Raw genomic sequence first — 19,476 nt, 5'->3', positions numbered from 1 at the left:
TCGGCGTCGCGCGGTCGGCCGGCGGCGCGGCCGCGTCGATCTCCGCCTCGCCGGCGACGACTTCGACGCCGTGCGCGGCATCGCTCGCGGCCAGTACGTCCAGACGCGTCTGCGTATTCAGCTCCACCGTCACGCGCGACGACAGCGCAACGCTGCGCTGCTCGCCGGTGCCCGTGTGGTAATCGGCCGCGAGATCACCGAGCGACGGCCACAACTGCATCGGCGGGCGCACGGCAAGCCACGACGCGCCGGCCGCGACTGCAAAGCCGATGAACGCGCGCCGCCCGGTGCGCATCGTGCGCTCGCGCTTTGCAACGTTTGCCCAGGCAGCGGCCGCGCGTTCCTCGTGCGCGAGTTCGGTCGCCGCCGTACGCAGCGAGCTCCAGGTATCGCGCAGCAGATCGGCGGCTTGCGGACGATCGGCGCACCAGCGCTCGAACGCATCGGCTTCGGCCTGGCTCGCGTCTCCCGAGCGCAGACGCAGCAGCCACGCACTCGCTTCGTCGAGTTCGTCGTGGGCAGGTTCGGCCTGGGCTTTCGTCATCGTCCTGATGCTCAAAATTTACGCGGGCCGCCTCGCGTGCCCGTGTACGGATCGCCGTCTTCCTGCATGCGCTGCAGGCAGTACTTCATTGCCGCACTCAGCTCGCTTTCCACGAGCCGCAGCGAAATGCCGAAATGCTCGGCGATCTCGCGGTTCAGCAGGCCGTCCACGCGGGCGGCCAGCAGGATCGCGCGGCGCCGCGGCGGCAGGCCGCGCAGCACGTCCTTCAATGTCTCGACCTTGCGGCGCGCCGCGACGATGCGCTCGGGATCGGCCAGTTCGTCGGGCATCTCGAGCAGCGTCTCGACATCGTCGTCGTGCAGATGCCGGCGTTCGCGGCGATGCTGGTCGATCGCGACATTGTTCGCCATCCCGAGTATATAGGCGTCCGCGTTCGTCACCTGCGTGGAGACGTTCGCGTTCTCGAGACGCAGCCAGGTTTCGTGCAGCGCGTCGGCGGCGCCGTCCTTCGACCCGGTCACGCGCTCGAGGCGCCTGACGAGGTACGCGTAGCGCGTCGCCAGCAGATTCCGGAGCCCGGAGCGGTTGCTGTCGGACATGACGGCCTAGCCCCGGACGGCCGGCTGCGGCGCCGGACAGCGGAAATGCACGCCGTTGCCGGCTGGCCGCAGCAGGATCGTGACCGGCTGCGGCAGGTCTGCCGGCGGCGCGTCGTCCAGCTTCAATGCGCGCAGCGCGCGCATTACCGCCGCGTCGCGGGCGGCCGAACCGCTCGATGCCACCATGTTGACCGCCACCACCGCCCCCCTGTTGTCGATGCGCACCTGCGCGACGAGTCGATAGCTGCCCGGCACCGCTCCCGGCTGCGCGCAGAGCGCATCGATCAGATGCGCCTGCAGCAGGCCCGCGAACGCGCGCCGATCGCCGGAATCGCCGATCCCGTCGATCGGCAAGGCCGCATCCGCCGGCGTGTCGGCCGTCGCGGGCGCCTGCTCGGCAGCCGGTTGCGCGACGATGATCGCTTCGTCCGGGCGCGAGAATTCCGCACGCAACCCCGTTCCGGCCAGCATCCGCTCGAGCGCGTCGCGCGGCGCGAATTCGCCCTGGACCGGCGCACTCGTGCGCCCGTCGAGCAGCGGCGCCGGCGCCAGCACGATCAGCTCGGTGAGCCGCGCGAAGTCCTGCAAGGTCTTCGCGAGCGGCTGCGCGGGCAGATCGAAACGCACCGCGCGGCCCGGCTGGCGGACGATGGAACCGGTCTCCTGCGCGTGTATGCCGTGCATGCACGGCACGACGAACGCCAGCCACGCAACGAGCGCCAGGACACCGGTCGGCGCCCGTGAACGAGTCATGAATCCCTGGACGGAAGTGGAGTTGCACGTTGCCGGCGAAACGCGCACCCCCGTGAGCGGTTCCGCAGCAAACGAACGTCAGATTGTGAGCGGGCACTATGACAGTCAGGTGAAGCGTGCAGCGATGCGATTCAATCGCCGCGCGTGCTCGCCTTGCGGGCGTGCCAGGCGCCGAGCGTTGCTCACGGCCGGCGCACGACGAAGTTGCCGATGCCCGTGCCGACGACGGCCATCCGCACGTCGCCGGACCACAGCGTGATCGTCACCGGCACGTCGATGCCTTCACTGCCGAGCACGAGGCGCGACGGCACTTCGCCGCCGCCGGTGTATCGCACCGACACGCCCGTCACTTCGGTGCCCCAGCGGCGTGCGCGATACAGGTCGTCGGTCATCGGCGCCCACGCGCCGCTTTCGGTGCGCTGCACGAAGCGATAGCCTCCGCCGACCGTCTGCCATGCGATCGGGATCGACCGCACCTGCGCTTCGTCGCCGGCCGATTCGAGCAGGTTCGCCAGGCGCTGTGCCTCCTCCGCCAGATCGGTGCGGCGATTGCGAGACGGCGCGAGCGTCACGACCGCGACCAGCAGCCCCACGATCACGAGCACGACGAGCATCTCCAGCAGCGTGAAGCCCGCCGCCGTACGACGCCCGGCACGCGAGTGCCGTACCCGCCTGTTCACGCCGGGCCTTCCGTCACTGCCACGAGCCGATGTCCGCATCGTTCCCCTCGCCGCCCGGTTTGCCGTCCGCGCCGTAGCTGAACACGTCGATCGCGCCGTGCGCGCCCGGGTTCAGGTATTGATACGGGTTGCCCCACGGATCCTTCGGCAACCGCTCCAGATAGCCGCCGTCCTTCCAGTTGTTCGGCACCGGATCGGCGGCCGGCTTCTGGACCAGCGCGGTCAGCCCCTGCTCCTGCGACGGATAGCGGCCGTTGTCGAGGCGATACAGGTTCAGCGACTGCATCATCGTGCCGATGTCCTGCTTCGCGGCGATGCGACGTGCCTCGTCCGGACGACTCATGATCTTCGGCACGATCAGCGCCGCGAGAATCCCGAGGATCGCGACCACCACCATGATCTCGATCAGCGTGAAGCCACGTTGCGTGTGCCGTCCCACATGGTCGGCGTACCGCGTTCGGGTTTCGTTGGGCCCCGTCATCATGCATTCACCCTCGCAACAAAGAATGGAAAACATCTTCTGTTCATCGCACCGACCTGCCGCCATGAAACCGCTCGACCTGCTTCGCATTGCGCCATCCCGCGCCGATCTCGTTCCACTCGTCGCGACGCTTGCTGCCGCGGCCGCGCTCATTACCGTGTCGCTGTGGGCCGTGCGCGTGCTGAGCGCTGCCGATGCGCCGGTCGCGGCGCTTGCACCGCCACCCGCGCCGATCGACGTTGCCGCCGCCGCGCGGCTGTTCGGTGCGAAACCCGACGACAGCCGCGATGCCATCCAGCTGCTCGGCGTGCTCGCTTTCGACGCGCGCCGTGCGGCCGCGATCGTCAGCGTCGGCGGCGAAGCCTCGCGCGTCGTGTCGCTCGGCGCGGCGATCGGCGAAGCCGCGAAACTGGCCGAGGTTCGCGCGCGCTCGATCGTCGTCGACCGCCACGGCCTGCAACGCGAGATCGCGCTGCCCGCCACGGAGAAGGCCAACGCATACGTGCGCTGAACCGCGCATCACTGCACCATGTTGTTCAGCTCGATGATCGGCATCATCACCGCCAGCACGATCACGAGCACCACGCCGCCCATCGCGAGGATCAGCAGAGGCTCGAGCAGGCTCGTCAGGAACATCGTGCGGCGCTCCAGCTCGCGCGATTCGCCTTCGGATGCGCGATCGAGCATCGTCGTCACGTCGCCCGTCGCCTCGCCCGAGCGAATCAGGTGCACGAGCACCGGCGGAAACGTCTTCGTATGCGCCAGCGCGCGTGACAGTGCCGAGCCTTCGCGCACGCGCACGATCGCATCGTCGACGTTCGCGCGCATCGCGCGATTCGACAACGTCTCGCCGGCCGCCTGCAGCGCGCGCAGGATCGGCACGCCGGCCGCGGTGAGAATGCCGAGCGTGCTCGCGAAGCGCACCGTGTTGTAGCCGCGTACGAGCTTGCCTGCCAGCGGCGTGGTCAACAGCCACGTGTCGAACCTGAGCCGCGGCGCATCGCGCGACAGCACCTTGCGAATCGCATAAACGAGCACGGCCGCCGCCGCGAGCGACGCCCACCACCAATGCCGCACGAAGTCCGACAGCGCGAGCATCACCACCGTCAGCGTCGGCAGCTGCTGCTTCGTGCTGGTAAACACGTTCGCAACCTGCGGCACCACGTAGCTCAGCAGGAACGTGACGATGCCGAACGCGATCAGCGTGACGATGCCCGGGTACGTAAACGCCAGCAGGATCTTCTGCTTCAGTGCGTTGCTTTGTTCGATGTAGTCGGCCAGGCGCGACAGCACGATGCCGAGCTTGCCGGTGTGCTCGCCGGCCGCGACGAGCGCGCGATAGATCTCCGGGAAATCGCGCGGATGCTGGCTCAATGCGTTCGCGAACGAATGGCCGCCGACGACTTCCGCGCGGATCGACGCCATCAGCTCGCGCACGTAGTCGCGCTCGGCCTGTTCGCTCAACACCGACAGCGATTCGTCGAGCGGCAGCCCTGCGACCAGCAGGCTCGCGAGCTGGCGCGTGATGATCGCCTGCTCGCGCTGCGACAGCTTGCGGCCGAGCGACAGGCGTTGATGACGTTCGCCGTGCAGGCGTTGCGCGGCCAGCTCGACGATCAGCGGCGTGAGACCTTGCGTGCGCAGATGGCTGCGGCCTGCGCGTGCGCTGTCGGCTTCGAGCACGCCTTTCAGCGTGCGGCCGGTGGGATCGATCGCTTCGTAGCGGAATGCCGACATGCCGGTTCTCTCCTGTCACGGGCGCGACTGCTTTCGATGACGTCGCGCAGCTTGCCGGACGGAGTCGCTGGGGAAGACTACGGAGCAAACCGGCGCAAATTTGTGACGGATGTTGGGCTACCTTTTTTGGCGGGCTTTATTACGTTGAGTCGTTATTCTTATAACTTAAAAACGATTTCAATTTTTTGCCGCGATTGATCCGTCACACATTAAATACACGATACTTTGCTGGCCTTCCATTTATGGATTAGCGTAGTCAATGGAAGGAATATATCGAGGGATAGGATATTCATCGACGCGCGGAATGTTCCGTAACATCCGCCACAAAACCGTCTTGAAGTTGGGATAGCACCGCGCGAGCTCGCGTGCGACGTCGGCGGTCGGCGCCATGTGTGATTAGGGCTCTGGCGGCTCTGGCGCTCGTTCCGCCGGAACGGCCCTGCGCCGAATCCCAGTATCTGAACGCTCCGGCAGGTGCCAAATAACGCTCCAATCCCCGCTTTACCAATCCGAATAACGCAATGGCTTATTCGATAAAAATGTTACGCACCATTCGTTATGAAAAATTCACACGCGTCATTCGTATTTCCCCCTACATTTACCCGGCGGTCTACAAGCATTCCAACCGCAGTAGCAGGGGTTCCCGTTTATCTTCGTCCAAGGAAATTTCTCATGAAATCCAGCAAGCGCAAGATCTGTCAAGTCCTCGCTCTCGTTGTTACCGGTCTGGGCGCCACGGCCGCAATGGCCTCGCCGAACGTGCAAGGCGGCGGTTCGTCGCTCGTCGCTCCGACCATCGGCGCGATCGGCAACTCCGCGACCGAAATCGGCCTGTTCGGTACGGGCCAAGGCTCGTTCACGTATTTCTCGGTTGGCTCGGGCGCCGGTCAAAACGCGTTCCTGAACAACCAGCCGACGTACTTCGGCTCGACGGTCACGGGCACGGTCCACTTCGCGAACAGCGATGCGGCCCTGTCGACCGCCCAACTCACGTCGTACAAGGCCGGCCTCGGCGCGACCAACGGCCCGCTGATCCAGATCCCGTACATCGTCACGCCGATCACGGTGCCGGTCGTCAACGGCCCGGCCGTGACGAGCACGACGACGCCGCAAACGACGCCGGGTCAAGCGCACAGCATCGCGCTGAACGACGACGATCTGTGCGGCATCTTCTCGGGCAAGCTGACGAACTGGAACCAGGTCATCAACCCGGAAACGACCGCAGCCTACACGACGAACGCGCCGATCAAGGTTATCTACCGCACGGACGGCAGCGGCACGACCGAACTGCTGACCCGCCACCTGGCTGCCGTCTGCTCGACCGCCAACACGGCCACGGGCGTGACGTTCGCCGACTCGCTGACGTTCACGGCTTCGTTCCCGGGCGGCGTCGTGCCGTCGAACTTCACTGGCGCTTCGGGTAGCAGCGGCGTGCGCACTGCGCTGTCGTCCTCCACCGGTGCCGCCGTTGCATACCTGAGCCCGGATTACACGAACACGTTCCTCGCCCCGTCGAGCACGGTCGTGACGCCGGTCGGCGCGCTGCAACTGCCGGTGGCAAGCCTGGTGAACAAGGCAAATGGCGCCTACTATGCGCCGACGTATGCGAATGCGACGACCGCGCTCGGTACGGTTACGCCCCCGGGCAAGCTCACGGCCGGCAACCCGGCAGCCTGGGTGCCCGCTGCCGGTAACCCGGCTTCGGGCTATCCGGTTTCGGGTACGAGCCAGATCATCCTGAGCCAGTGCTACGCGGATGCAACCGTCAAGACGGCAGTTCATGACTTCCTGAACAGCCACTACACGAATGCCGGCTTCGCGTCGATCGTTCATGGCAACGGCTTCGACACCGTTCCGTCGAACTTCCAGACGGCGATTTCCGCTGACTTCCTGAGCAACACGAGCGGCTTCAACCTCGACATCGGCAACGCGAGCGTCTGCACGGGCACGGTGGTCGGCCGCTAAGTCGTCGACACGCTGACTACAGAGATCCAGACCGCTGCGCCCCTGGGATACCAGGGGCGCAGTTTTATTTGATAGCCATCACCCTGTTCATCGAGCGGTCTGCAACTTCCTGGTCCATTTCATTGCAATCGGAGAGGCCTCATCGCCCCACGATACCGAACGAGCGGTCGATTCAGATTGCGCCATTCCGCTCATCGAACCGCAAGGATCCTGGTCGCGGGAGACACGCATCCCCCTCTGATCGAACGATCCATGCAGCGCCTGAATAAAAAAACGCGAGCGCCGATATTATCGGCAGCTCGCGTCGCGCCAAGCTTCGCTCAATCAGATCTTGCCCAACCTGTTACGCTCCTCCGATGTCAACGTGGCACGTTGCGTGGCTCCGGGTTGACCGAAACCAAGAATCGACACCGCGTTTGACGAATCGTAGCCGACCTGCTGCTTGTGCTTTTTACCGCCGTCACCACCCGCATCGCCAAAACCCTCGACCTGAACCGAGATTGTCCAGCGCCGTACGGCTCCACCGGACGCGTTGTTCTTCGCGATGTCCTGCGCCACCTGCGTCGCCGCCGACGCAGCCGCACTCGCGGCCGTCAATGCGCCGGTGTTCACCGCCTGCACGAGCGGGATGCCACTCGCTTTGCCGGTTACCTGGATGTTGTCGGCATTCACCACGCGCAGCGCCGCGACGTTCAGGTTGCCCGCGCGAATCCCTGCATCACCCGCATCGACCGTGCCGCGAGGCGCGATCAGGTTGATCGTGCCGATCGGCACACCCGGCACGCTTTGCAGCGTCGCAATGCCCGCGCCCGTGACCTGGCCGCGCGCGTCGACCGTACAGTAATGGTTCGCATCGCACACGTACTGCGGCGCGGGCGTACTGGCTGACGACTTCGCACCCTTGCCCGCGTTGATGTCGCCGTTCGAGCTCCAGATCGTCATGTCGCCGCCCTGCTCGGTGAAGATCCGGCTCTGGGCCAGCAACACGCTGCGGTCGGTAAAGATGTCGATGTCACCCTGCTCGAGCGTGAGAATCCCCATCGTTCCGGGACCGGCAATCGTCCGGCCGGCAGCGTTGACGATCTGCGGCGGTGCGGATGTACTGCCGACCAGCGCCTGCCCGCCCGGGCCGAGGATCGATACGTTGCCGCCCTGCTGGGTCTGGATGGTCGTGCTGCGAATGTCCAGGTCGCCCGTATCGGCCAGCTTGTTCGCACCGTTGCTGCCGCCACCGAGATTGTTGGCGGTGTAGCCCAGCGAAGCCGGAAACATCGTATTGAGCGCCTCGTAGCCGCGTGCATATTTCTGATAGTACGGACTGGCGGGGTTGTTGTAGTCCTCGCCGACGCTCGTCAGAACCTTGAACAGAACCTGCTCCGCAAAGAGCTGCTGGACATACTGCGGCAATGCCTTGAATTTCGACCAGGCCTCATCCGCGCTCAATGGCTTGATCGCCGGCTGATCGTTGACCAGCCCCGTGTCGACCGTGAGCCCCGCCTCGTATTGCTCCATGAACGTGACGAGTGCGGGCGTCGCGCTGGATACCCCCGGTCCGGACTTTGCCTGATCGACATACGTCGAATTAAACGACGCGGTGTCGATGCCCGGCCCGACGCCAGAAAACACATTGACGCTCGCGCTTTCGTGCGGCAAGTACGGGTTGTTTGCATTCCCGATTGCATCAATCCCCGTCGCAGCCCCCTGCCGAGGATAACTTCCGTCGCCCAGGCTCGCGTAGGCTTGAGCCTGACTCGTCAGTGGCCCGATATTCCTGCCAGCCTCGACGTCGAATGTCCCCGGACCACTGAGCACCAGCGCCGGTATGACGGCATTCGTTGATTGAATGAGTGGCGTATCGTAAATGTCTCGCCCTGCGACGATGCGCGTCACATCCGACTTGCGCAGGTTTTGTCCGAAGAACGACAGGTTCACGATGTCACGCCCCGCCTGAACCAAAGCGGGCTTGTCTATCGCAACGGGCACCAGATTTCCGTAGAAACCGGTGGCAACACCGGTCGTCTGCAGGGCGCCGTCGACGATATCGCCGTTCAGACTGTAGATTCGCGCCGGTACGGTATCGTCGCCATGCAGGGCAACCGGATCATGCGCCGCCGCCGATGCAATCGTCGGATTCGCGACGAGAACATTCGGCTTGGCCGGTGACGGCATCGCGGACGGGTCGACGTCGAGCATGCCGAACGCAGGAAACCCGCTGACAATCAATCCGTTGACACTCGACAGATTGACGGACTGATCGGCAATCAGACTCAGGTCTCCGAACGCCGACGGATAGAGCACGCCGCTCGCCGCCACCGTGATGCCGCCGGAAAGCGCAGTCAGGTTTACCGACGCCGGCAGGACGGACGACAAATCGTTCACCCCTGGCACATCCGCATTGTGCGCTCCACCGCCGATCAGGCTGACTGCCGAGAGCGTGCCGATCGCGACATCACCCGTCGTCGACACGATATTGACGGCGGACGTCGACGAATAGCCCTTCATGTCGGCCTGCTGCTTATACGCATTCAACAGCGCATCGCTCTGCGCATACGACGGGTCGAACACGCGCCCGATGCTGACGCCTTGTCGCGCGCTTACGTCGAGCACGCCGTCCTGTGTCGCCAGCAGCGTATCCATCGTGACGGCAGGCTGGCCGGTGACGGACGAAGGCACCGCAATATCCGCCCCGATCCTCCCGCCCGCCGCGATCGTTCCGGTTCCCTTCGCGACGAAATAGCCGCCGCTCAGAATGTCCCCTCCTGCTCGCACCGACAGGTTGCCGCCGCCGACCGTATTGACCGTGGGGTTGTCGGTATTGGCGCCGGTCAAATACCACGTGGTCGGCAGCGACACCGAGAGGTCGGAAATATTCCCGCCAGCCGACACGGACACGTTGCCACCCGCGCTCAACACGCCTTGATCGAATGCGCCAAAGTTGATCGACGTCTGTACGGTCTGCGATACGGGATTGGTCGCCCCAACCATCCCGGTCGGATTGCCGATCTGCATCCACTGCCACCAGAATGGGCTGATGTTGGTGCCTTTCCGCCCGGTCACCGTGCCATTCACGTCGGTCAGATACTCCGCGCCCGTGATATCGCCTTGCGCATGGATCGTAATATCGCCGGCCGAGTCCGGATTGACGGCGGTCGTGACCAGAATATCCGGATTGTTGTTCAGGCCATGAACGATCGAAAGCCCCGTGCCGGCAGGCGCCCCGGCTGCAGGCGCGCCGCCTGTGTAAATCACGCCGGGAACGGTTATGTCAGGATTGTTCGGCTGCATCGAACTGCTGTCGAACAGCACGATGTCATTGCCAGCCACGATATCGATCGATCCGGTACCGGTGCGTATCATCGTCGGCGCCAGAATTGCCAGACCGTTGCTGTCGACGAACGTCGTATGCCCGTCGAAAATCACGCTCTTGTCGTTCGATCCGCTTCCTGCAGTCCGCGCCTGAAGCGCCAGCGGATTCGTGCTGTTCAGATCCGCCCCCGCCACTACACGGAAGGAACTGCTCGAGCCGCCCGTCAGCGAAGCCGACGCAAGCGGAATTGGAATAGTCGCAATGGACGTCGGGGCCGGCGAATTGTCCGTTAACGCGGGCACGTTGATCGTTGTTGTTGCAATTACCGATACAGGCTGAACGCTCGGTGCGGCAAGGGGAACCACCAACGGGAATTGATTCTGGTGCTGGACCACGTACTGGATCGATTCCGACAGATACTTCTGATACTGATTCACATAGATCAGATAGGAGCCTGGATTCGATGCCTGCTCGGCTAGGGTCGGCGCGATCGGGGCCACCGGCTGACCGGGCAGCATCGTGCCGGAGTTGCTCCCCCGCATCAGCCAGATGTTCTCTATATTGCTGTAGGTTTTCCCTCCCCATTGCAACGTCGGTGTCTGATCCAAAAAATTCGCATACGCCGAATAAAGCGCGTAGTACTCCGCGATCTCATCCGGTGTACCACCAGCCGGTTGACCCGGCCCCGACACTAGGGCAAAGCCTACAAAATATGAGAGCCCAATGCCCAAACTCGCATAGTATCCGGCTGGCGCATCATAAATTGCCTTTACTGCTGCCAGCGTCGACAACGGCGGCACCGGAATCGTCCCCCCTCCGCCCAACGGGTTCGCGATCTGGAAGAACCCATCTGACAAGCTCGCCTTCACCTTCACGTTGTTCTCTGCACGCAGCGTCACGACCGGCGCCTGCCCGTCGAAGCGGAACGCGAGATTCGTCGGCGACGTACCCGCGCCGAGATTCCAGTTCGTCAGCACCTGGATGTCACCGCCGTTGATCGCCGAACTCGGGTTGTCGAGCTCGATCCCCGGCACGATGCGTGCGTTCGCGATGTTCTTGCCGGCAAACGGATCGACCAGCGTATCGAGACCGTGCTGCACGAAGCCCATCAGCGTACCCGGCGCCGCGGCCGATGCATCGCCGTTCTGATACCCGTAGAAGGTCTGGTGATCCGCATTCGCGCCGCCGCTCGCGGGCGCGAAGTACATGTTGTTCAGCCCACCGAAACCAATGTCTTTGTCACCGCCTTGAAGCTGCACCTGCGTAACAGTCGACGATACGCCCGTCGCCTGGTTCGTCAGCGTGCCGCCGCCGGAACCATCCGGTGCGAACGAGAACGTCGCCGGCGTGCCGGATGTCCCTTGTGCCGTGAATGTGCCGGCCAGCAGATGCCCGCTCTTGTCATACCACCCCGCCGGGTCGATGACTCCGTCGAAGTGCTTCCCGCCTGTCGTCGCGTCCGTCGTGCTCCACACCGCATACGCCTCGAGCGAAGTCGCACGTGAACCGACGATCCCCTTGCCGTCGTTGAACGTATCCGGCAGGTTGACCTTCACCCCGTTGTCGGCGAGCAACGGCGCGCGGAAATTCACCGTGCCGCCCGACAAGCCACCAGCTGTCCCGCCCGACACATCGATCAGCGCATTCGCACCGAGCGTGATGACGCCCGCGTTCGCACGCAGGATGTTCTCGTAACCATAGGTTGCGTTGTACGCGATCGAGTTGCCGTTCGCGTCGACGATCGTCGGATCGAACATGGCAGTGGTGCCGATGTTGACCTTACCGCCGCGCTGCTTCGGGTCGGAGCCGCGCGCCAGCAGCGATCCTTCGATATCCACGCCGTTGCGGCCGTACAGGTCGATCTCGCCGCCCGCCTTGCCGGACGCGTCGATCGTTCCGAGCACGTTCACGTTGCCGTTCGCCGTATCGGCCGAGCTTCCCGAACCGCCGTCGGCCGTCAGCAGCACCGAGTGCGCGGTCAGCGTGTTGCCCTGCGACAGCGTCAGGTTGCCCGTCTTCGTGTGTACGGTGATCGCCTGGTTCACGCCGCTCGATGCCAGCGTCTTCGACAGCGCATCGAGATCCGCCGCGCCGCCCGTATTGAGCGAGAACGACCCGCCCGCATAACCGCTCGCCGCGCCGCCCTTGATCGTGCCGTTCAGGTTCACGACCTGTTGCGGCGCCGACAGCGAGAGACTGCCTGCCGCGCCTCCGCCGCTGGCCCCGGAGAAATCGAGCGTCGAGCCGGCCTGTACGTCGACGGTGCCCGCATCGGCCGTCAACGTAATCGATCCGGCAGGCGCATAGCGCGTCACATCGAAAAACTGTTTCGACACGCCCGCCGCGCTGACGGTCGATCCACCGCCGATCGTCAGGTTGCCGGTCGTCGCCTCGAGCGTCACGTTGCCGGCCGGCGCGCTGATCGTCGCACCGTTGTCGTTCACGGTACCGCCGATGAAGGTCCATGCGCCGCCGACCGCATCCCGCTTCAATGCCGTGCCCGACGCTCCGTTCAGCGTCAGTGCCCCCGTCGTCTTCACGGTGGCGGCCGAGCTCGTATCGGCGAGGTAGACCGGCGCATTGAGCGTCACCGGCAATGCACCGAAGTCGAACGTGCCGGTACCCTGGCCGACGATGCCGCCCGTCGCGTTCATCACCGCCGAGCCGAAGCCGCTTGCCGCCTTGGTGCCCGTGCCGAAGTCGATCTCTTTCGCGTTGACCGTCAACGTGCCGTTTCCGGCCGTCGCCGTGCCGGGCGTCGCGCCCATCTCGTTCGTGAACGCGACCTGCTGTGCATTCAGCGTGACGTGACCGCCGTCGCTCGTGAACGTGCCGGCACTCAGATCGACGCTGTTGCCGAACGTCGCGTTCACATCGCCGACGAAGCCGATCGCGCCGTAGCTGCGCAGCGTGACCTGCTGCGCGTTCGCGAACTGCGCGAGGCCGGCCGGATCGATGACGAAGCCCGGCAGGTTCGCCGCCGACGCGCCGCCTGCGTTGGTGAACGTAATCGCGGAACCGTCCGCCGTGATCGCCTTGGCCGACAGCACGGCGGACGGATCGACCTTCAGGTCGCCGGACGAATCGAGCAGCAACGCCTGTCCGCCCGCGAGCGTCGCGCCCGCGCCGACCGCCAGCAAGCCCTTGCCCGTGCCGCCGGTACGCGACAGCGGCGCCATCGCGCCATTCGACACGCGCAGCAGTGCACCGTCGCCGGCGATCGCGATCGGCTGATCCTTGGCTGCCGGGTAATCGCCTTGCGCAGCGATCGACGCGCCAGCATCGATGCGCAAGCCGTTCGCCGCGTTCGGATCCGTGCCGCTGCCGTCGGTCTTCGTGACGAGCAGGATCTCGGGGCCCTTCAGCGCCGTGTTCGCATCGTTCGACACGACGACGCTGTTCGCGATCGGCGTGATCGAGACGCCGCTCGTCGTCGCCGCGCGCGTGCCGCCGATCAGCAGGCTGCCCGCGTTCAGCGAATCGAGCGCGTCGCTGCCGATCTGCAGATAGCCGGGCAGCGCCGCGCTTCCGTTACCGGTGATCTGGATGTCCTGCGACGCGATGTCGACCTGGGCCGGCGCGCCACCCGCGCCGGCGGCCGCATTCAGCGTCGCGCCGAGCGTCAGCGCCTTCGTTGCCGCCAGCACCAGTTGACCGCCGTCCACCGGCAGCGGCGGCGTCACGTTGCCCTTCGTCGCGGCGAGCTTCGTGAAATACGCGTTCGCGCCTGTCAGCGTGTATTGCGAGTACTGCTGCCACACACTGTTCGACTGCACGTTGAACAGCGTCGGCGTCGCGCTTCGGCTGCCCGTCAACGCGTCGGCGAAATAGCCGGCCGTCACGACCGTGCCGTCCTGCAGCACCTGGCTCGCGCCCGGCACGAGATTGCCGGCCGTGCTCGACACCGTGACGCGATACGCGCCCGGCAGCGTCGCGTACTTGCCCGGCAGCAGCGTGTAGTAGCCGGGCGCGAGCCCCGGCACGCCCGACAGATACACGGCCTTGCCGACCGGGTCGGTCAGGCTCGCCTGTCCGACGCCCATCGTCGTCGTCGCGGTCGTGGCCGTGCCGTTTGCATTGGTGGAAGGCTGTGCCGTCTGCGCGAGGATCGGGTCATAAGCCGCGACCGGTGATTGCTTGCCCGGCACGATCGCATAGACGTTGCCGGCCCCGATATTGACCGGTACGGCCGTCGCGCCCTTGCCGCTCGCATAGCTCACGTTGTATTGCGACAGCACGTCGCGCGTGCCGCCGGTGCCCGGCACCCATTCGGCGGCCTGCAGGTCGCCGCCGCCGGACAGGTCAATCGTCGCGCCCTTGTCGAGCGCGACATTGCTGCCGTTCACGCCCACGTATTTCGCGGGCGGCGCCGTCAGATCGGGCACCGTGCTGCCGGCAAGCGGATTGAACTGCCACTCGACCCCGTCGATCGTCGTGCCGTACGGAATGACCGAGCCGCCGTTCGAGACCGACGTCACACTGCCGTTCGCCAGCTTCACCGAATCCGTCGCGACAAGCGGCAACCCGGCAAACTGGGCCTGCGTCGCCGCATTCGACGGATCGCCCACGCCAAACACGATCGTACCGGACGGCGCGCGCACCGTGCCGCCCTGCACGATGTTCGTCGCATCGACCAGCAGCGTCCCCCCTGCGGACAGCGGCGTGCCCGATATGCCGTTCGACGCGAACGTGATCGTCGTCGGCACCGGTTTGCCCGTGACCGAATCGGTCGGACCGACCGCGGCGACAACGAAGGTGCTGCCGGTCGCCGGATACAGATCCGCCGCCCTGAACGTCAGGTCGCCCGGCGTGTAGAGGACACCCGGCGCCAGGCCTGAAGTCTGTGGCTGAGCGGCGCTCGTCGAACTCAGGCGGATATCTCCGCTGCTGATGAAGTTCGCGTGGCCGAAATTGTTGAGTTGAAACTGGTTATTCAGGTCGATGAACGACGCGTTCACGTCGAGCGTCGCACCGGACACGGTCGCGACGGGTTTGAACGCCGGCGACTGCGACGTCATCGTCGGTCCATTCAACGCGACATACGGCGCATCGATCTCGACCGTCGTGCCGAGCGGTTGCTGCGGCGGCTGCGCGAGCAGCGTCGAGAGCACCGTCGGCGGCGTTGACGTGTTGCTCGGCTGCTGGGCCGGCGTCGACAGCAGTGTCGCGAGCTGATCCATGCCAAGCGCGGCGATCCGTCCGCTATTCAACGTCACCGACTCCGACAGGTTCAGGCTCACGCTCCCGGCGAACACAATCGGTGGGACGGGCTGGGCGAGATTGGACGGCGCAGCGCTGCCGAGCACGAGATTCGCGATGCCCGAGCCGCCGAGCCGGTCGGCGGCAAACTGAATAACGCCGGTCGGTTGGCCGATCGGCAACCCGGTCGTCGGATCGATCGCCGTCCCCAGGCTTTGCCCGGGCGCCAGGCCGACCGGCGTCAACTCACCACTTTGCCGGATGACGAGCGCAGTCGCGCCGGGGAACCCTTTGTTCTGCTGCGGCAGAATCGTCAGCGTGCCGCCCCGCGCCTGTGTGCCGCCTCCATGCGCGGCGAGCGTCGCGTCGGCAAAGAGACCATACGCGGCGGACAGCGTGATTGAACCGGCATCGCTCCACATCGGCTGCGATGCGAACGTGCCGTTCGGCTGCAACTGATCGAAGTGGGTCGACGTGCCCGACACATCGATCTCCGAGCCCGCCTGAGCGACCACATAGCCCGCATCGCTCGACAGCGTGACCGAGCCGCCCGGCAGTATCTTGCCGGCGTTCGGCACGACAGCCGCGGCACCGATCTTGACTGGCGCGGCGAGCGGGTTCACGAGCGCGGTGCCTGACGCGTCAAGCGTCGCGGCCGAGCCGAGCCAGACCGAGCGGCTGTCGCTCGGCACGAATATGCCGTACTGCCCCGTCTGCCCGAACGTGCCACTCGAATCCGCGCTGAGCGTGATTGAGCCGCCGGGCGCGATGATCGAACCGAGGACCGTGACCTGTGCCGGCGAACCGAAGCCGATGGCTGCACCGGCATCCGCCTGAATCGATGCACCGGACGACAGCGTGACGGCTCCCGTCACGCCGGGGTACGAAGGCGCGGTATTCGCCGACGCGATCCATGACTTGTAATTGCCGCCCGTCAACACGAGACTCGTGGGCTGCCGGTGATAGTCGTCGAGACGGCCCGACGTCGTCAGCCCCGATGTCGACAGGTTGGCACCCGTAGCCGTTTGCAGAAGCGCAGGCGCGTCGGGAATCAGATTACGTTGTGTGAGCGCGACCGTCGCTCCGGGCGCCACTGTCGCGTCGTAGTACGCGTTCAACACATACTTGCCGAAACCCTGCTGCGCGAAAAAGCGCTCCGGCAAATAGACATCCCAGGGGGCGGCGGTCTTCGGATCGCCACCGATCTGGAAACCGAGCGCCTGCAACGCCAACGTGCCGCCCCCCGAAAAGCCGTCGCTGGCGATCGTACCGCCGAGCGCGATCGTGCCATTCGTGGGCTGTGTGGTCGGCATCACGGGAACGTTGTCGCCGGGGCGACCGAACTGTGCGGTGACCGAGGTGTAGGTCTGCAGCGATACGTTGCCGCCGCGCCCGGCCGGCACGCCGTTCTGCATCAGCAACTGGCCGTTCGCCAGCAGTTCGCCACCGCTCGACACGTCGAGCAGGCTGCCGGGACGCAGCAAAATCGACCCCGTCGCGTCCGTGAAGCCGTCGCCCGAGTTTCCGACCGTCTGCTCGCTGGTCGATAACGCAATGCTGCCGCCATTGATGAACTGGCTGTTTCCCGGCACTGTGCCGGGCGCGGTTTGCACATCGTTGTTGACCCATTGGCCCGCGGCACTGATCACCGCTTGCGGCCCCACGATGATGTTGCCGCCGCTGGTAATCGAAATCGTGCCCGACGGCACGATCAGCTTGCCGGCTACGTTGACATCCGCACCGAGAGGGGCGCTGTTGAGCGAAATGGAGCCGCCCGGCTGTAGGGCAAGTTGCGTGCCTTGCGGCACGACGATGCCCTTGCCGCCGGTCTTGTCCTCAGTCACATTCAGGTTCGCGAAACCACCATTGTTCAGCGTCGCGACCGGCACCACGGTGGTCGTCAGCACGTTGCGCGGATCGTTCGCGGGCAACGCCTGCAGCGCCGTCTTGTCGAGCGGCGTATCGATCGAGAATCCCGGCGCGATGTCGGCGAGCTTCGGTGCATTGTCCTGCAGCACGACCAGGCCCGCAGTACCCGACGCGACGTCGCTGTTGTTCGACGTCAGGTGCACCAGCGCGGCGCCGCCGAGCTTCGGATCGGCGCCGAGGTTGAATGTCCCGCCGCTCGGCAGGCTGTTGCCCTGCATCTGCTTCGCACCGCCGAACGCCTGAGCGCTGATGTCGCCGTCGAGCACCGTCGATTGCAGCGCGTAGATGTCGAGCGTGCCGGCATTCCCGCCGACGATATAGTCGCCCTGATAGCCGCCCATCGTCAGCAGCGGGTTGTACCACGTCTTCGTCACGCCCCAGCGCGGATGCGATTCGACGAATTGCCCCGCGATGCCGACGTAGGTGTCGTACGGGCTTGCCTGTCCGATCGGCACGAGCGCGCCGTTGGCGTCGACCAGTCGCGTCGTGTTGACGATCCCGCCGTCGTAATGCACGTAGCCGCCGTTCAGGTTCATCGACGAACCGGTCGCGGTCATCACCTCGTTGCCCGACAGCGTGATCGAGCCGCCATTGGTCAACAGCTGGTCGACCGTGCGCGGAATCAGGTTCACATAACCCGACAGGTTCAGGATCGGACTGCCGACCCATTGCACGCCGTCGCTGCGCGTGCCCGTCAGCGTGCTGTCGAACACGAGGTTCTTGTACCCGAGCAGAAACCCGTTGCGCAGCAGCGGCGAATCGGCGAGTTCGTTCTGGCCGATACGGTCGACCGTCACGAGCGTCTGCCCGATCGGCACCTCGACGTTCGCGAGGCCCGACACATCGATCGTCGCGCCGCTGTCGAGATAGATGCGACCCGGAACGGCCGTCTGGCCGGCCGGTGGCTGTGCGCCCGATGCAGAGGGCGTCAACGCCGCGACAGATACCTTGGAACCGGGTGCCTCGATCAACGAGCCGCCCTGGAACCAGACCGAGCCGGCCGTCATGCCGATGCTGCCAGGCGTGAAGGTCGCGCCGGGCGTCGATGGCGTCGTCTGGCCGTTGCCGTCCGGCATCACCGTGGTCACCGAATCGGGGCCGAAGCTCAGCAGGCCGGCGCGGTGCGTGTCGTTGGCGCCACCGGTGCCGTCCGTCGTCTGAAGCGCCTGCCCGAGATAGGCCGCTCCGGTCGGATTGTTGGAAGAATATTCGTCGACCGTGGAAATCGTGATCGTGCCGGGCGAATTGACGCTCGTCGTCACGCCCACCACGCCGTTCTGCGCAACGCGGCTGCCGAGCAGGTTCACATTGCCGCGCGCGGCCTCGACGATACCGGTATTGGTCAGCGTACCGGCCGGCGTGATGTCGGTCATCTGGCCGTTCGGGCCCAGCAGCGTGATCTTTCCGCTCAGCTCCGGCAGCAGCACCTGCGGATTCGTCGTGGCTCCGCTGTTGGGCCGCAGGCTTACCCCGACGCCGGCCGCCAGCACCACCTGCCCGTCCGTCGCCTTGATATGCCCTGCGTTCGTCACGTTCGGTGCAGCGATCATCACGAAGCCGCCATCGCTCGCGTTGCCATTCGCGTGCGTGGTAATCGAGGCGCCCTGTTCGATGGTGACGTCGCCCCACGGTTGATACTGGCTCGCGGACGTAAGATTGACCTGGTTGCCCAGACCAAGCACCTCGTTCGGAAGCCGGCTGTTGCCGTTCAACCCGCCCGAGCTGCCCGACTCCGGATACGCGAGCCCGCCCGTCGTCCCGGCCGGCAGGCTCAGGAACTGCTTGTTGCTCGCGACGATCCCCGCCGCATCCTGCGCGAGGCTGTTGTCCGTCACAACCGGCACCCGGTTCTGCAGGGTCTGGTTGTAGTTGTTCATGTTCAGCACGTCGAGCGACGACGCCACCAGCGAATGCACATTCACCTGCGACCCGGCGCCGAACAGCACCCCGTTCCGGTTGATCACGTACACCGCCCCTTGCGCGGTGATGTTCCCCAGAATCTGGCTCGGCCTGCCGCTCGGATCGTTGATCCGGTTCAGCACGGCCCAGTTGTTCGCGCCGTTCGTCTGCGTGCCGCCCGACTGGTCGAAGTTCAGCGTCGTCTGCCGGCCGACGTTCATCGTCTCCCACGTCAGCACCGCGTTCTGCCCGGTCTGCTTCACGTCGACGTTCACGTGGCCGCTCGCGTCGACGTTCTGCGTCGGCGCGTTCGCGTTGACCCACAGCACCGGATTGTTCGTATCGCCCGACGCGCCCGCCGCCACCTGCAACCCGCCCGGCCCCAGCCCGTTCGGCACGGTCGACGGCAGCTTCGACCGTGA

At 65.4% G+C, this 19,476-nt stretch carries 9 protein-coding genes; 2 read left to right on the top strand and 7 right to left on the bottom strand.

Translation table 11 applies throughout. The features are described 5' to 3' along the window. The 5 genes from G3N93_RS15195 to gspG form a co-directional block, all read right to left on the bottom strand. The coding region (locus G3N93_RS15195; protein ID WP_206133392.1) for a DUF4880 domain-containing protein at nt 1-544 on the bottom strand (544 nt) is incomplete at its 3' end. Nucleotides 545-555: 11 nt separating this feature from the next. Further along, entirely contained in the window at nt 556-1,104 is a 549-nt protein-coding gene (locus G3N93_RS15190; protein WP_011354683.1) for an RNA polymerase sigma factor, read from the bottom strand. 6 nt (nt 1,105-1,110) lie between these two features. After that, the gene (locus G3N93_RS15185; RefSeq protein ID WP_174937321.1) at nt 1,111-1,857 is read right to left on the bottom strand and encodes a secretin and TonB N-terminal domain-containing protein; all 747 of its coding nucleotides are present in this window, start codon (nt 1,855-1,857) and stop codon (nt 1,111-1,113) included. Between the two features lie 182 nt (nt 1,858-2,039). Continuing rightward, entirely contained in the window at nt 2,040-2,576 is a 537-nt protein-coding gene (locus tag G3N93_RS15180; RefSeq protein WP_206122572.1) for a GspH/FimT family pseudopilin, read from the bottom strand. Continuing rightward, nucleotides 2,551-3,018, bottom strand: a complete 468-nt coding sequence (gene gspG / locus G3N93_RS15175; protein ID WP_174937356.1) for a type II secretion system major pseudopilin GspG — start codon at nt 3,016-3,018, stop codon at nt 2,551-2,553. Before gspG ends, G3N93_RS15180 begins: the two co-directional genes overlap by 26 nt. A gap of 64 nt (nt 3,019-3,082) precedes the next feature. Here gspG and G3N93_RS15170 point away from each other — a divergent pair, with 64 nt between their 5' ends. After that, nucleotides 3,083-3,529 carry a general secretion pathway protein GspC gene (locus tag G3N93_RS15170; protein ID WP_206133391.1) on the top strand — a complete coding sequence of 149 codons (447 nt, stop codon included), beginning with the start codon at nt 3,083-3,085 and terminating at the stop codon, nt 3,527-3,529. An 8-nt stretch (nt 3,530-3,537) separates the two neighbouring features. Here G3N93_RS15170 and gspF read toward each other — a convergent pair whose 3' ends face one another. Further along, complete coding sequence (gspF, locus tag G3N93_RS15165) at nt 3,538-4,755, bottom strand: type II secretion system inner membrane protein GspF (protein WP_011354678.1); 1,218 nt, start codon at nt 4,753-4,755, stop codon at nt 3,538-3,540. Nucleotides 4,756-5,427: 672 nt separating this feature from the next. On the opposite strand from gspF, the gene G3N93_RS15160 reads away from it, so the two are divergent. Next, nucleotides 5,428-6,720, top strand: coding sequence for a substrate-binding domain-containing protein (locus G3N93_RS15160; RefSeq protein ID WP_206133390.1), 1,293 nt, complete (start codon nt 5,428-5,430; stop codon nt 6,718-6,720). A 324-nt stretch (nt 6,721-7,044) separates the two neighbouring features. On the opposite strand, the gene G3N93_RS15155 is transcribed toward G3N93_RS15160, so the two are convergent. Further along, nucleotides 7,045-19,476: filamentous haemagglutinin family protein (locus tag G3N93_RS15155; RefSeq protein ID WP_206133389.1), on the bottom strand; the 12,432-nt coding region annotated here is incomplete at its 5' end.

Origin of the sequence: Burkholderia sp. Se-20378 (assembly GCF_017104665.1) — a bacterium.
Taxonomy (GTDB): Bacteria; Pseudomonadota; Gammaproteobacteria; order Burkholderiales; family Burkholderiaceae; genus Burkholderia; species Burkholderia lata.
This window is presented reverse-complemented; position numbering and strand designations above follow the sequence as displayed.